This window comes from Kitasatospora sp. NPDC048545 (genome assembly GCF_040651155.1).
In the GTDB taxonomy this organism is placed as follows: Bacteria; Actinomycetota; Actinomycetes; order Streptomycetales; family Streptomycetaceae; genus Kitasatospora.
The window spans coordinates 185,502-199,799 of the sequence record NZ_JBEZIQ010000003.1; the positions used below are offsets into that span (position 1 = coordinate 185,502).

Consider the following 14,298-nt stretch of genomic DNA (forward strand, 5'->3'; position numbering starts at 1 on the left):
GTCTCCTCCGGTGCCCGGCTGCCGTTACGGTGATCGGAGCACCGGAGGAGCCCGCAGGAACCCTGAGCGCTACCGCCTGCCGGAAGAGGTCCGTCGCAGCCTCCCGGACGGCTACGAGGTCGAACTGTCCGGCGACCTCATCGTCATGCAGGCCTCGCCGTCCCCGATCCACCAGCTGAACCCGGCGATCGTCCAGCGCCGGTTCGAGGCGCACTGCCCGCCCGGCTACTTCCCGTCCGGGAACAGTGACCTCTCCTCGCCGGAGGTCGGCTCCGTGCGGAACCCCGACCTCACCTACCTGCCCGAGGAGGTCATCGAGCTGGGCCGTGAGGTCCCCGCCGAACTGGCCCTGGTCGCGGTCGGGATCGTCTCGCCGTCCAATCCCGAGAACGGCCGGACCGGGAAGGTCCGCGACTTCCCGCGGATGGGATTCCCGCTCTACCTGATCGTGGACCCCCGGCAGAAGACCGTGACGCTGTTCTCCGAGCCGAACCGCGACCGCTACCACACCCGGACGGAACGGGAGTTCGGCGAGACCCTCCGGATCCCCGAGCCGTTCGGCTTCGAGCCGGACCTGTCCCGGCTCGTCCCGTACCGGGACTGACCCCGCCGCCCCGCCGGGTCCGGCTCAGCCCTCGGGCCAGAGGATCAGGTCCGGCAGCCGGTGCCGGCGCGGCCGGTCGCCGAGGCGGGCGAGGGCGGCGCGGATCTGGTGGAGGTGGTCGGGGGTGAGCTGCAGGGGCGCCTCGTGGGGCTGGTAGGTGGTGCCGGCGGGGTAGTCGAGCCCCGGGTGGCAGGTCATCTCGATGTGGCAGCCGAGGACGTGGGTCACCGGGCGGGTGGCGGTGAAGCGGATCAGGCGGTCGACGGTGCGGCGGAAGGCGGGCCAGTCGTCGATGTGGAGCCGGCCGGGGTAGACGGTGTCGCCGGTGAGCAGGAAGCCGGTCCACGGGTCGTAGTAGGTCACGGCCGAGGCGTGGTGTCCGGGGGTGGCCAGGCACTCCACGACGCGTCCGCCGCCCAGGTCGACCGTGGCGACCGCCTCCGGGTCCCGGTCGAAGCCGAAGTAGGGCCAGGCGGCGTCCGGGTGCGCGTCCACCAGGGTCGTCGCGGGGCGGCCGTCGAACTGCCGGTCGCCCGCGACGTGGTCGTCGTGGTCGTGGGTGTGCAGGACGAGGAGTTCGTAGCCGTCGCGGGGGTTGCGGGCGAGCCACCGGTCGACGAGCCCGTCGACGACCGCGCGCAGCGGGAGGAACGCGGGGTCGGCGGTGGCGCCGGTGTCCAGCAGCAGGGCGCGGTCCGCCCCGAACAGCAGGTAGAGGAACGGCGCTTCGTAGTGGGTCGCCTTGTTCTGCCGCAGGATGACGGTGTGCTCGTCGTAGGCGTGGACCTGGAGTTCGGGGTCCGTGTTGTGCTTCGCCGACGGGGACCCGTGGATCCACCGCGCCTCCAGCGGGCGGGCGACCGGCGCACCGGCAGTCATGGCTTCTCCCGTCAGGTCGTCCGCCCGTCCGCCCCGGACGGCGGGTCCCCCGAACGTTAGGGGCCCGGCCGCCGGGCGGGTGGGCGGCCCGGCCCTACTTCGTCCTTTCGGGTGACCCGAGCAGGTGCGCCAGCCCGTCCGCGAGTCCGCCGCGCCAACAGGCGTAGTCGTGACCGCCGTTGAACTCGCGGTAGGCGAGGTCGTAGCCGCGTGCCACGAGCACGTCCCGCAGGTGCCGGTTCTGGGTGAGCAGCATCCACTCCTGCAGTCCGACCTCGACGTAGAAGCGGGCCGCGCGCTGCTGCCCGGTGGCGAACTGCCGGGTCAGCCACTCGCTGCCCTCGTCGAACTCGGTCTCGTCCGGCCACCAGAAGGAGCCGGACTGGGAGAGCGCGTTGCCGAAGCGTTCGGGCCGCCGGTAGGCGGCGTAGGCGGCGGTGAGCCCGCCCGCGCTCTGGCCCGCGATCACGGTGCGGGCCGGATCGGTGGTCGCGCCGAACTCCTGGGCGGCCCAGGGGAGGAGGCGGTCGGCGAGGAGGTCGACGAAGGCCGGGTTGCAGCTGAGGTCGTCGGGCCGGCCTGGGCCCGTGGTGTGCACGAGCAGGGCGACGGTGGGCGGGGTCGCGCCGTCCGCCGTCAGGTTGTCGAGGGTGTCGCCGACGGACAGCACCTCGCCCCACATCTCACCGTCGAGCAGGACGGCCACCGGGAAGGCCGCCGGGTGGGGGCCGTCCCCGTGGCCGGCCGGCAGGTGGACGTCGACGCGCCGGCCGGCGACCGTGTGCGGCACCGTCCGGCCGCGCGGCACGCCCTCGCGCCGCCGGACGTAGGGCTGCGCGGGAGCCTCGGGCAGGCTGAGCACCGAGGCCGGGTGGCGGCCGTCGCGGGCGGGCAGCCGGGGTTCGGTGTCGTACGGGTCGGGGCGGGCGTGGTCGAGGACGCGCAGCCAGTCGGGGCGGGCCGTGCCGGGGGCGTCGCCGTGGAAGGGGTGGAGCTGGTAGGAGGCGCGGTGGTCGGCGCGCAGCCGGTAGGTGATCGTCCACGAGCCGTCGTCCCGACGTGTCATCAGGTGCGGTGTGAGGTCGCCGGCGTGGCGGTCCCTGTCGGTCACGGTGTGGAGCAGGGCGAGGACGCCGTCGCACGGTCCGCCCCGGTGGGTGAGGGTGACCAGGCGGTAGGCGGGGTCGACGGGGTCGGGGGCGACGAGGGGCGGGGTTTCCATGGTGTGGACTCCTGGAGGGGCTTACGCGGGGGTGCCCTTGCGGCCGAGCAGCACCCAGAGCAGGAACGGACCGCCGAGGACGGTGGTGACGATGCCGACGGGGATCTCGACCCCGCCGATCAGCACCCGTCCGAGGGTGTCCGCGAGGACGACGAGCAGGGCGCCGGTCAGCGCCGAGCCGAGGACCGGGACGCGGGCGGGCCCGGCGAGGCGTCCGGCGATCACGGGCGCGGCCAGGGCGACGAAGCCGACCGGTCCGCAGACGCCGACCGCGAGCCCGGCCAGGGCGACGGCCAGCAGCAGGCAGACGAGCCGGACCCGGCCGGGGTCGACGCCGAGCGCGGAGGCGACGTTGTCGTCGAAGCGCAGCACGGCCAGCCGTCGGGCCACTACCAGGGCGAGCGGCACCAGCACCGCGAGCCCGGTCAGGACGGGCGCGGCGATCGCGTAGTCCCGCCCGTTGAGGCTGCCGGAGGTCCAGACGTACAGCGAGCCGGCCGAGTCGAGCGAGCGGCGGGCGAGCGCGACCTGGACGACCGCCGAGGCGAGGGCGGACATCGCGAGCCCGACGACCAGCACCCGGTAGCCGCGCGCGCCGAGCCCGCCGGAGACCAGGGTGACGACCAGGGCGGCGGCGAGTGCGCCGAGCGGTCCGGCCCACCAGGCGCCGAAGGTGCCGGAGGCGGTGGCGGAGATGAGGACGGCGGCGGTCGCGCCGTCGTTGACGCCGAGGAGCTCTGGGGTGGCGAGGCGGTTGCGGGCGAGGGTCTGGGTGAGGCAGCCGGCCAGGCCGAGCGCGGCTCCGGCGGCGAGCCCGGCGACGATCCGGCCGAGCCGGAACTTCTGCACCAGCAGGACGTCGAGGCGGTCGCCGTAGCCGAACACGGCCTGGAAGGTGCGGCCGAGGCCGAGTTCGCCCTGCCCGGCGTGCGCGGAGACGACGACGGCGGCGAGCAGCGCGGCGGTGAGGCCGAGCGAGGCGGCGAGCGCACGGCGGGGGAGCAGCAGCGACCAGGCGCCGTACCGCAGGGCCAGGTCCGGTTTCGGGGCGGGCGGTTCGGCGCGGCGGGCGGGCGGTGCGGCGGACTCGGCCGGGTCGGTCAGGACGAGGGCGGCGGAGCGCCGGGAGCGGACGATGGCGATCAGGGCCGGGGCGCCGACCAGGGCGACGATGACCGACACCGGCGCTTCGAAGGGCCGGGCGACGACGCGCGCCAGGACGTCGGCGCCGGTCAGCACGGCGGCGCCGAACAGCCCGGCGAGCAGGGTCAGCCGGCCGACCCGCGGGCCGGTGACGGCGCGGGCGAGGAATCCGGCGAGCAGACCGAGGAACGAGATCGGCCCGGCCAGGGCGACCGCGGAGGCGGTCAGCAGGGTGACGGCGGCGGCGACCGCCGCGCGGGTGGCGCCGGGCCGGTGGCCGAGGCCGCGGGCGAGGTCGTCGCCGAGTGCGAGGGCGGTGAGCGGCCGGGTGGTGAGCAGGGCGAGCAGGAAGCCGGCGGCGAGGACGGGGGCGAGCTGGCGCAGCGGGGTCCAGCCCTCCACCCCGGACAGCGATCCGAGCACCCAGACCCGGTAGCGGTCGTACGCCTCGGGCGAGTTGACGATCAGGACGCCGGTGAGTCCGCCGAAGGTCGCGCCGACCGCCGAGCCGCCCAGGACGAGCCGCATGGGCGATCCGCCGCCCCGGCTGCCCGCGATCAGCAGGACGAGCGTGCTCGCGAGCACCGCGCCGCCGAAGGCGAAGGCGAGGTACCCGTAGGAGGTCTGCACGCCGAGCACGGCGATGCCGAGGACGACGCCGAGCGAGGCGCCGGCGTTGACGCCGAGCAGGCCGGTCTCGGCGAGCGGATTCCGGGTGACGGACTGCAGTTGGGCGCCGGCGACGCCGAGGGCGGCGCCGACCAGCAGGGCGGTCAGGGTGCGGGGGAGTCGCAGGTCGCCGACGACGAGGGCGAGCCGGCCGTCGGCGCGGGCGCCGCCGCGGTCCAGCACGTAGTCCAGGACCCGGCCGGGGCCGACCTCGCCGGCGCCGACCGTCAGCGAGAGCGCGGCCAGGGCGAGCAGCAGTGCCACCGCTCCGACGGCGACCGGCCAGGTGGGCCGGCCGGTCCCGGTCCGGCGGGGGTCCTTCCGCGGCGGCGGATCGTCCGGCGCGGTGGCGGGGGACGCTGCGTGCACGCCCGCTTGCGACAATGTCATAAGGTAAGGCTAACCTAAGGGCCGAGCCGTCCCGCAGGGTCCCGCACCGGGCACCCCGTCGCATCGCGCTGCCCGGACGCCGCCCAACTCACGTACCACCGTTGCCCGGAGGCACCCATGCCGTTCGCCCGCCGCTCGCTCAGCCCCGTCCGCCGCCGCGCGGCCCAGGTGCTGGCCGTCACCGGGGTGGCCGCCCTCCTGCTCACGGGCTGCGGCTCCTCGGGCTCCTCCTCGGCCGCCCCCTCCGCCCCGGCGGCGGACGCGGCGGGCGGCGGCAAGCGGACCGTCAAGGACGCCACCGGCAAGGCCGTCGAGGTCCCCGCCGAACCCAAGCGGATCGTCACCCTCACCCAGGAGGACCTCGACGCGGTGCTCGCCCTCGGCGTCAAGCCGGCCGGCATCACCAACGGCCAGGGCCTCAACGAGCCGCCCGCGTACCTGAAGGACAAGGTCCAGGGAGTGCCGGTGGTCGGCAACCTGCTGCAGCCGGTGATGGACAAGGTGATCGCGGCCAAGCCCGACCTCATCCTCGCCGGTGACATGCAGGACGAACAGGTGCTCAAGCAGCTGCGCGAGATCACCCCCGCCACCCTGGTCACCATGGCGCCCACCGACGACTGGAAGCTGGCCTTCCGGGGCATCGGCAACGCCGTCGACAAGCTCGACCAGGCCAACAAGGTCATCGGCGACTACGAGGCCAGGGCCGCCAAGGCCGGCGCCGAACTCACCGGGAACAAGGGCGCCGCCGTCTCGATCGTCCGCTGGAACCCCACCGGCCCGAGCTGGATGGAGAAGAAGCAGTTCGCCGCCGGCGTCGCCCTCGACATGGGCCTCACCCGCCCGGCGGCGCAGGACAAGGACGGCAACGCGCACAGCCCGGCGCTCAGCCTGGAGAAGCTCTCCGAGATCGACGGCGACTGGCTGTTCCTGTCCACCCTCACCGACGACGGCAGGTCCGCGCTCAAGGACGTCCAGTCCAAGCCCGCGTACCAGGAGCTGAACGCGGTGAAGAACAACCACGTCGTCACCGTGGACGGTTCGGTCTGGTCCACCCGGGGCGGCCCGCTCGCGGCCGACGTCGTCATCGGCGACCTCGGCAAGGCGCTCGGCGGGAACTGAGCGAGGCCGGACCGGGGGAGGCTGCCATGGAGTTGACGATCGAGGGGCTCACCGCCGGCTACGGCCCGGGGCGCCCGGTGCTCGGCGGGGTCGACCTCACCGTCCCGGCCGGGCAGGTGGTGGCCGTGGTCGGGCCGAACGGCTGCGGCAAGTCCACCCTGCTGCGGGCCGTCGCCCGGCTGCACCGGCCGGACGGCGGGCGGGTCCTGGTCGGCGGCGAGGACGTGTGGCGGCTGCGCCCGCGTCAGGCCGCCCACCGGATCGCGCTGCTGCCGCAGAGCCCGCAGGCACCGGAGGCGGTCACCGTCGCCGGACTCGTCCGCTACGGCCGCCACCCGCACCAGGGCCTGTTCCGCCAGTGGTCGCCCGACGACGAGCGGCTCACCGCCGCGGCCCTGCGCGCCACCGGCGTCGAGGAACTCGCCGACCGCCGGCTCGACCGCCTCTCGGGCGGCCAGCGCCAGCGCTGCTGGCTCGCCATGGTGCTGGCCCAGGACACCCCGGTCGTCCTGCTCGACGAGCCGACCAGCGCGCTCGACCTCGGGCACGCGGTGGAGGTCCTTGAGCTGGTCCGCCGGGTCGCGGCGGACGGACGGACGGTGGTCATGGTGCTGCACGACCTCGCGGCGGCCGCCCGCTACGCGGACCTGCTGGTCGCCCTGCGCGACGGCGCGGTGGTGGCCTGCGGGCCGCCGCGCGAGGTGGTGGACGCGCCGCTGGTGCGGGCGCTGTACGACATCGACAGCCACGTCCTCACGGCGCCGGGGGACGGCGCGCCGGTCATCGTGCCGCGGGCGCCGGTGGGCTGACGCCCGCGCGGCCGGTCAGGCGGCGCCGTTCCTTCCGGACGGCGCCGCCTTCGCCGTGGCCGCTGTGGTTGCTGCCTTCGCCGTGCTCGCCGTGCTTGCCGTGCTTGCCGGGGGGCGCGGGCTGTGCGGCGGGCCGCCGCGGCCGCTCCCTCCGCCCGAGCCCGGCACTGCTTCGATCACCCGTTCGAGCGGTTTCGACTTCCCTTCCCCCGGTCGTCTCCACCCTGCCCGGCGCGTTGTCAGTGGGCCTCGCTACGTTCCTCGCATCGCTGGTCAGCAGGCGATCGAGACGTGGTTCCCGGGTGGTTCCCCGGTGGGAGGAGTACGGCCGTGGCATGGGTGGAGACGGGCGCGGGAGGGTACCGCGTCGCACTCGACGGTGAGGGCCGGGTGGTGTGCCGCAACGCGGCCGGCCGTGAGCTCAAGTCCGTTCCGTCGAAGCTCGGTGACGACCCGGTGGTCACCCAGCTGAAGCAGCTCGCCGAGTGGCTGTCCGCGCACGAGCGGAGCTGCCTGGACGACGTCGAGCGCTGGATGGTGCGCTCACTGCCGGTGCCCGCCGCGGTGATCACCGCCGTGTGGCCCGACGCGGCCTGGCAGGCCGTGCTGCGCGACCTGGTGGTCACCGGCGCGGACGGCGCGGTCGCCGGCTTCCTGCGCGGCGCGGACGCCGAGCGCGGCCTCGGCCTGGTCGATCTGGACGGCGACACCGTCCGCCTCACCGACGGCGAGGTCCTGATACCGCACCCCGTCCTCCTGGAGGACCTCGACGAACTGCGCGAGTTCGCCGTCGAACTCGGCGTCTCCCAGCGCGTCCAGCAGCTCTACCGCGAGGTCTGGCACCGACCGGCGGAGCTGCCGGGCGGCACCGAGATCACCACCTACGCCGGCGGCCGCTACCGCGAGCTGCGCGAGCTGGTCGGCCGCTGCAACCGGCTCGGCTGCCGGGTGCGCGGCGGCTCCGCCGTCCAGTCGATCACCGAGGGCGGACGCACCGTCGAGGCCCGGGTCTGGGTCGGCGACTACTACGAGTACGACGCCTGCGAGACCGGGGCGCTCAGCTGGGCGGGCCCCGACGGCCGGGCCCTGCCGCTCACCGAGGTCGGACCGGTCGCCTGGTCCGAGGGCATGCGGATGGCCGCCGCCCTGCACGCCGGCCGCACCATCGAAGGGGAGGACGCCGCATGACCGCCACCGGCTCGAACACCACCACCACCGGCCCGGCGGCGACCGCCACGCCCGAGGCCCTGCTCGACGCCGGGGCCGTGCTGCCCACCGGCACCCTGGCCGACGCCGGCCGCCCCGACAGCGCCGCCGACCTGCTCACCGCCCGCACCTACGCCCATCCCGCGCTCGACGGCCGCCGGATCGTCCGGCTCGTCCCCGGCGCGCTCGGCGGGGCCGAGGACCTCGCCCTCGACTTCCTCGGCCTGACGCCCGACGCCGAGCCCGTCGAGGTCGGCCAGGTCCGCCAGGAGGCGCTCGGCTTCCCCGCCTGGGCGCTGGTCCACGACCCGGCCAACGGCCACCACGCGCTCGCCCTGGTCAAGGAGATGGAGCGGCTGGCCCGCCAGGCCACCTCCAAGCCCGGCGCCGCCAAGGACGGCTTCGATGCGCTCGCCACCCGCCTCGGCCGCGCCGTCCCGCACTTCCTGCCCACCTTCTGCGAGGAGGTCGGCCGGATCTTCCTCGGCTGCGGCAACCAGACCTACGCCGCCGCCTGGTTCGGCAAGGCCCGCGAGGCCGAGCGCACCCACGGCCTGACGGTGGACGAGGAGCGGCTGCGCGCCGTCTTCCTGGAGTTCGCCCTGGCCGGCGCGCTCACCGTCAAGTCCCTGCGCCAGTACGTCAAGGAGCTCGCCCAGCGGCTCGACCCGCTGACCGCCTGGCAGCGCTTCCGCCAGCTGTGCACCGAGCGCTCCGCGGCCGGCATGGCCCCGTACGCCGGGGTCGCCGAGGACGCCCGCGCCCTGATCCGGGCCGCCGGACTGGACCGCACCGAGCACGAACAGGCCCTGCTCGCCGAACTGCTGGACTCCCCGGCGGTCAACCGGGCACCCGCCGCGTTCTGGAAGTCCTGGCACGGCGCACTGCTCGACCTCGGCCGGCGCGACGCCGCCGTCCGCACCCGGTTGCTGGAGCTGCTGCCCGACCCGGGCGGCTCCGGCTCCGACTCCCCGTACGACGCCACCTGGCTGGAGGTCCTCACCGCCACCGGCGCAGAGGAACTGCTCACCGGCCCGCGCGCCGAGGGCGCCGAACCCGCCGCCGCCTGGCTCCAGCGCTGGAGCCACCACCTCGGCCGCGGCTGGCGCAGCCGGCCCAGCTGCCCGGCCACCGTCGCCCTGGTCCGCCGGATGGTCGAGCGGCTGCGCGCCGACGCCGTCCCGGTCGACCTCTTCACCGGCGTCCGCGCCAGCCACACCCGCATCGACCTGCTGGAGCTCCTGCTCGCCGCCGGCGTCCCGGTCGCCGACCCGCCCGCCGGCCTGGGCCTCGACCTGCGCGACTGGGTCGCCCAGACCGGCGCGGACAGCCCCGGCCTCGCGGCCGTCGCCGCCGACGACCGCTTCCGACCGCTGCTGCGCCGCGCCACCCCGGGCGCCTGGGACACGGCCGTCAAGCGCCAGGCCCCCGCGCTGCCGCTGCTGAACGAGCTGTTCGCGGAGTGGGCCGAGGCCCGCGCCGACGAGGTCGCCGCCGCCCGCGGCCTGGCCGCCGCCGCCGACCTGGTCCGCGCCCTGGGCCAGCACCGCACCGCCATCCGCACGGTCGCCCCGGCCGCCGCCGAGCGGATCGCCGCACTCGACGTCACCGGCCTGCTCACCGGCGCCCTCACCACCGGCATCCTCGACGAACTCGGCTGGCCCGCCCTGGAGGACGCGCTCGCCAAGCTCGCCGACCCGCCCGCCGCCGACGCCCTCCCGGTCACCGCCCCCGGCCACCGCCCCCGGGGCCTGAACGACCTGATCGTCGAGGACGCCTGGCCGTACCTCGTCCTCGCCCGCCTCGACCGGGCCGTCGTGGTCGGCCCGGACGGCATCCTGCTGGAGCACACCCTGCGCGTGCCCCCGCTGCAGGGCACCCGCAACCGGCCCCGACTGCGCTTCGTCGACGGCGAACTCCTCGTCGTCTGGTACGAGGAGGGCGAGCAGCGGGCCTACTGGTCCGGACGGCCGGAGCAGACCTTCCTCCTGGAGGGCCGGAGCATCGCCGGCTACTACTACGGCGAGCGTTCTCCGGAGGCCCCCTCGCTCCCGCTGTCCGGCGGCGGCCGCACCACCGGCGAGCGCCCGCTGCACCCCGGCGACACCCGGATGCCCGAGGAGCGCCGCGTCCTCGGCGACGGCACCGGCCACTGGACGCTGCGCCACGCCACCGACGGCAGCCGCGTCCTGCGCGAACTCGACCCGGCCACCGGCACCCTGGGCCGGATCGCCGAACCGCCCGTGATCGCCGCCACCGCCGGGGCCGGCCGGCTCGTCACCGACCGCACCCACCTGCTGCCGCTGCAGCCCGGACTGGAGGGCACCCCGCTCGGCACCGACGGCACCGTCCTCGGCAGCTGGGTCCGCGCCGACGCCGGACGCGCCGTCACCACCTTCACCGCCGACGGCGGACGGATCGTCCTGCCGCTGGACGGCCGGCAGCGGACGGACACCGTGCCGGTCGGCCGGCTCACCCTGCCCGGCGAAGCCGCCCCGGTGGTCAGCCATGACAGCGACGACCACTACTCCCTCAACCTGCCCGACCTCACCGACCGCTCGGCCCGCACCACCGACCTGCGCCCCTGCCGCGGCGGCGACCTCTCCGCCGCCGGCACCGCGCTGATCCCGCCGTACGACCACTGGCACGCCCTGCGACCCCGCGACGAGGCCGGCTCCCGGGTGCTGCGCACCGTGACCACCGGGCAGGCCGCCCGGCTGATCGACCTCGCCTGGCCCGTCGACCCCGAGCCCGTCCCGGAGGACGAGCAGCGCTGGCTGACGGTCCAGGGCGTCCGGCGCCCGGTGGCCCAGCGGGGCGAGGCCCGCCACACCCTGCCCGTCGAGGCGGTCGGCACGGTCCTGCCCGGGATCGCCCACCCGCTGCTGCTCGCCGGCGTGGCCGGGCTCGCCCGCGCCGCCGCAGACCTGCTGGACAGGGCCGCCCGCTTCGTCCCGCAGCCGGACGCCGAGCGCCCCACCAAGGCGGAGGCCGCCGTCTGGCAGCCCGAGCACGGCCGCGACCACGAGCTGCGCGACGCCGTCCGCGGGGTCCTGCCCGAGCTCGACGGCTTCGGCGGCGGCTGGGGCAGCTCCGACCAGTGCTGGGTGCTCAACAACCTGCGCACCGTCACCGCCGTCCTGGCCGCCCCGCCCGCCGCGAGCGCCGAGGGCTGGAGCACCCCGGTCACCGTCACCCTGCGCGGGGGCGACACCAACCACGGCTGGCTGGGGCTGCTCGGCCGGATCGACGTCCTCGCCCACGCCGTGGCCTCCCCGCTCACCCGGACGGCCCACCGCCCTTCGCTGCTCCTGCTGATCGACGAACTCACCGGGGCCCCGCTCGCCGACCGCGGTGCGACCCTGCGCGAGATCGTCCTCTCCGAGCCGGCGGAACGCGACACCACCGGCCGGCCCGCCACCCACCGCCAGGGCGAGGTGCTGCGCCACGGCGACCGCACCGTCGTCATCCTCGGTCACCGGGGCCAGAACCACGACGGCACCGTCCACTGGCTCGCCGCCGACCACGACCCCAGCGGCGAGTTCGGCCCCGTCGCGCACTTCACCACCGTCTCCGAGCGCGGCACCGAGGAGCGGGTCGACGCCACCTGGGCGACCGCGTTCCGGCAGGCCGCCGCGCTGAGCGGCACCGTCCCCTGGGACGCGGACCGGGCCGCCGCCTTCTCCGCGCTCACCGGCATCGGCACCACCCGCGCCACCCTGCTGCTCTGCCCGCCGTCCGGGCTGCTGCACTGGGGCAACATCGAGGTGCCCGCCGAGTTCGGCTTCAAGACCGCCGAGACCAGGGCCGCCCACAGCTGGCTGCGCGGACACGACCACGCCGGCGTCGCCGCCGTCTGGAGCGCCCTGATGCCCGCCGACCCGAAGACGCTGTGGACCGACGGACCCGACGTCGCCGCCGGGGCCGAGGCCTGGATCCGGCGCTTCGGACGGCTCGTCACCCTCCCCGAGGAGGCCCACGCCACCGTCCAGGGCGTGTCCATCACCACCATCGAGGAGATGCTCAACCCCGCCCGCGCGCGCTGGCTGACCGGCACCACCACCTTCCGGCTCAGCAACGACGGCCGGGACACCCCCCGGCTGCTGCCCGCGGACATCACCGCGGTGCCCGAGTCCGGCGCGCTGGACAAGGCCGTCGACGCCCTGCGCTGGCTCGCCTACCACCTGCCCGCGGACAGCCCGCTGCGCCCGCTGCTGCCCGAGGCGGCCGCCGCGCTGCGCCGGCGCCTGGCCGACCCGGAGCTGCTGCTCGACCTCGAACTCCTCCGCACCACCAAGGGCACCCCGCTGGCCGCCGTGCTGCGCACCCACTTCGGGCTGCCCACCGAGGGCGGCGCCGACCCGGACGGCCTGGTCCGCTGCGGCCCGGCGCTCGTCATCGGCCCCGGCTACGAGGGCTTCGAGCGGGTCTGGCTGCGCCCGGCCGGCCTCAGCGGCCCGGACGACCCGCTGCTCGACCTGGTCGACGGGCTCTCCGACAGCTACTGGTTCGCCCTGGAGCGCGTCGCCATCGAGTCCGTCCTGCGCGGCGAAACGGAGCGGCTTGCCGCCTCCGCCGCCGGGGTGACGCCCACCGGCGAGGCCCCCGCCTGGCTGCAGAACCCGCACCTGTCCGCCCCCGAGCTGGTCGCCGAGGCGGCCCGCACCCACGGCCTCGGCGAGGACGCGGCCGCGCTCTACCTCCAGCTGCTCGCCCTGCCCGACCCCACCGACCGCAACGTCGCCCGCTGGACGGGCTGGAAGCCCGCCCGGCTGAAGAAGGCCCGCGCCGAACTCGCCGCCACCGACCTGGTGCTGGAGGCCAAGCGCGCCCGGGCCGGCCGCGCCCTCTTCCTGCCCGGCGGCTGGCAGGAGGCCAAGTCCCCGGCCCTGCCGGCCGAGACCTGGAAGGCCGCCCTGTACGAACTGCCCACCCACCATCCGGTGCTGGCGCCCCTGCCCGTTCCCGAGCTGTTCGCCCGGGCCTGGCAGCGCACCGTCGACGGTGACGCCCCCGGTTACGAAGAGCTCCAGACCAGCAAGCGCAGGAAGGCCCGCCGATGACCGCCACCGAGACCACGACCCCCGGGACCACGACCCCCGGGACCACCACCGGTACGCCGCCCGCTCCGGCCCCCGCGGAGCGGCAGGTCGTCCCGCCGGAGGAGAAGTACGCCGCCGAGCTGGAGTTCCTCGCCGCGCACGACGCCGGCCCGCGCCCGCCCGGCTGGCGCCTCACCCCGCGCGCCGTCGTCACCTTCGTGATGGGCAGCGGCGGCGAGAAGCTCAAGGCCGGACGCAAGGGCCTGGTCATCGAGCCCAAGTTCGTCGGCGAGCGCGCCCTGGTCGAGCGCTGCGTCGTCACCCTCGCCGGGGAGCGCGGCCTGCTGCTCGTCGGCGAGCCCGGCACCGCCAAGTCGATGCTCTCCGAACTGCTCGCCGCCGCCGTCTGCGGCAGCAGCGCGCTCACCGTCCAGGGCACCGCCGGCACCACCGAGGACCAGCTCAAGTACGGCTGGAACTACGCGCTGCTGCTCGCCAAGGGCCCCAGCCGCGAGGCCCTCGTCCCCTCCCCGGTGCTCACCGCGATGACCACCGGGGCGGTCGCCCGGGTCGAGGAGGTGACCCGCTGCCTGCCCGAGGTGCAGGACGCCCTGGTCTCCCTGCTCTCCGAACGGCGCATCGCCGTACCCGAGTTGGCGGGCACCCCGGACGGACAACTGCACGCCGCCGCCGGCTTCACCCTGATCGCCACCGCCAACCTGCGGGACAAGGGCGTCAGCGAGATGTCCGCGGCCCTCAAGCGGCGGTTCAACTTCGAGACTGTCGGCCCGATCGGCAGCCTCGCCGCCGAGGTCGACCTGGTCCGCCGCCAGTCGACCGTCGCCGTCGCCCGGGCCGGCGCCGCCTACGGGGTCGACGACGCAGTCCTGGAGGCCCTGGTCACCGCCTTCCGCGACCTGCGCACCGGCCGCTCCACCGAGGGCTGGGACGTCGAGCGCCCGTCCACCGTGATGAGCACCGCAGAGGCGGTCTCGGTCGCCACCGCGCTCGGCGTCACCGCCGCCTACCTGCCCGACGGCGGGGACCTGCTCGGCCGCCTCCCCGGACAGCTCCTCGGCGTGGTCCGCAAGGACGACCCGGCCGACGCGGCCCGTCTGCTCGGCTACTGGGACGGCCCGGTCCGGCGCCGCGCCGAGCAGGGCGCCGCCACCTGGCGCACCCTGTGGGACCTCCGTTCGGCACTGGAGGCCTGAT

9 protein-coding genes are annotated in these 14,298 nt (G+C 75.8%); 6 read left to right on the forward strand and 3 right to left on the reverse strand.

The features are described 5' to 3' along the window. Nucleotides 1–10: 10 nt before the first annotated feature. Entirely contained in the window at nucleotides 11–604 is a 594-nt protein-coding gene (locus AB0D10_RS04565) for a Uma2 family endonuclease (RefSeq protein WP_360251147.1), read from the forward strand. Nucleotides 605–628: 24 nt separating this feature from the next. On the opposite strand, the gene AB0D10_RS04570 is transcribed toward AB0D10_RS04565, so the two are convergent. The 3 genes from AB0D10_RS04570 to fhuB form a co-directional block, all read right to left on the reverse strand. Then, a complete protein-coding gene (locus AB0D10_RS04570; protein ID WP_360251150.1) occupies nucleotides 629–1,483 on the reverse strand; it encodes an MBL fold metallo-hydrolase in 855 nt (284 codons plus the stop codon). Nucleotides 1,484–1,577: 94 nt separating this feature from the next. Beyond that, nucleotides 1,578–2,705, reverse strand: a complete 1,128-nt coding sequence (gene fes, locus AB0D10_RS04575) for an enterochelin esterase (protein WP_360251153.1) — start codon at nucleotides 2,703–2,705, stop codon at nucleotides 1,578–1,580. Nucleotides 2,706–2,726: 21 nt separating this feature from the next. Beyond that, complete coding sequence (gene fhuB / locus AB0D10_RS04580) at nucleotides 2,727–4,907, reverse strand: Fe(3+)-hydroxamate ABC transporter permease FhuB (RefSeq protein WP_360251156.1); 2,181 nt, start codon at nucleotides 4,905–4,907, stop codon at nucleotides 2,727–2,729. A 117-nt stretch (nucleotides 4,908–5,024) separates the two neighbouring features. On the opposite strand from fhuB, the gene AB0D10_RS04585 reads away from it, so the two are divergent. From AB0D10_RS04585 to AB0D10_RS04605, 5 genes are all read left to right on the forward strand, one after another. After that, the gene (locus AB0D10_RS04585; protein WP_360251159.1) at nucleotides 5,025–6,026 is read left to right on the forward strand and encodes an iron-siderophore ABC transporter substrate-binding protein; all 1,002 of its coding nucleotides are present in this window, start codon (nucleotides 5,025–5,027) and stop codon (nucleotides 6,024–6,026) included. A 26-nt stretch (nucleotides 6,027–6,052) separates the two neighbouring features. Next, nucleotides 6,053–6,835 carry an ABC transporter ATP-binding protein gene (locus tag AB0D10_RS04590; RefSeq protein WP_360251162.1) on the forward strand — a complete coding sequence of 261 codons (783 nt, stop codon included), beginning with the start codon at nucleotides 6,053–6,055 and terminating at the stop codon, nucleotides 6,833–6,835. Between the two features lie 339 nt (nucleotides 6,836–7,174). Continuing rightward, complete coding sequence (locus AB0D10_RS04595) at nucleotides 7,175–8,023, forward strand: DUF4132 domain-containing protein (RefSeq protein WP_360251746.1); 849 nt, start codon at nucleotides 7,175–7,177, stop codon at nucleotides 8,021–8,023. Beyond that, a complete protein-coding gene (locus tag AB0D10_RS04600) occupies nucleotides 8,020–13,104 on the forward strand; it encodes a hypothetical protein (RefSeq protein ID WP_360251165.1) in 5,085 nt (1,694 codons plus the stop codon). Before AB0D10_RS04595 ends, AB0D10_RS04600 begins: the two co-directional genes overlap by 4 nt. Then, complete coding sequence (locus tag AB0D10_RS04605; protein WP_360251168.1) at nucleotides 13,101–14,297, forward strand: AAA family ATPase; 1,197 nt, start codon at nucleotides 13,101–13,103, stop codon at nucleotides 14,295–14,297. The genes AB0D10_RS04600 and AB0D10_RS04605 overlap by 4 nt, the downstream gene beginning before the upstream one ends. Nucleotide 14,298 lies beyond the last annotated feature (1 nt).

What these genes read in the sequence shown, in the direction of transcription:
- AB0D10_RS04605 (WP_360251168.1), top strand. Translation starts at nt 13,101, where the DNA reads ATGACCGCCACCGAGACCACGACCCCCGGGACCACGACCCCCGGGACC.
- AB0D10_RS04570 (WP_360251150.1), bottom strand. Translation starts at nt 1,483, where the DNA reads ATGACTGCCGGTGCGCCGGTCGCCCGCCCGCTGGAGGCGCGGTGGATC.
- fes (WP_360251153.1), bottom strand. Translation starts at nt 2,705, where the DNA reads ATGGAAACCCCGCCCCTCGTCGCCCCCGACCCCGTCGACCCCGCCTAC.
- AB0D10_RS04600 (WP_360251165.1), top strand. Translation starts at nt 8,020, where the DNA reads ATGACCGCCACCGGCTCGAACACCACCACCACCGGCCCGGCGGCGACC.
- fhuB (WP_360251156.1), bottom strand. Translation starts at nt 4,907, where the DNA reads ATGACATTGTCGCAAGCGGGCGTGCACGCAGCGTCCCCCGCCACCGCG.
- AB0D10_RS04590 (WP_360251162.1), top strand. Translation starts at nt 6,053, where the DNA reads ATGGAGTTGACGATCGAGGGGCTCACCGCCGGCTACGGCCCGGGGCGC.
- AB0D10_RS04585 (WP_360251159.1), top strand. Translation starts at nt 5,025, where the DNA reads ATGCCGTTCGCCCGCCGCTCGCTCAGCCCCGTCCGCCGCCGCGCGGCC.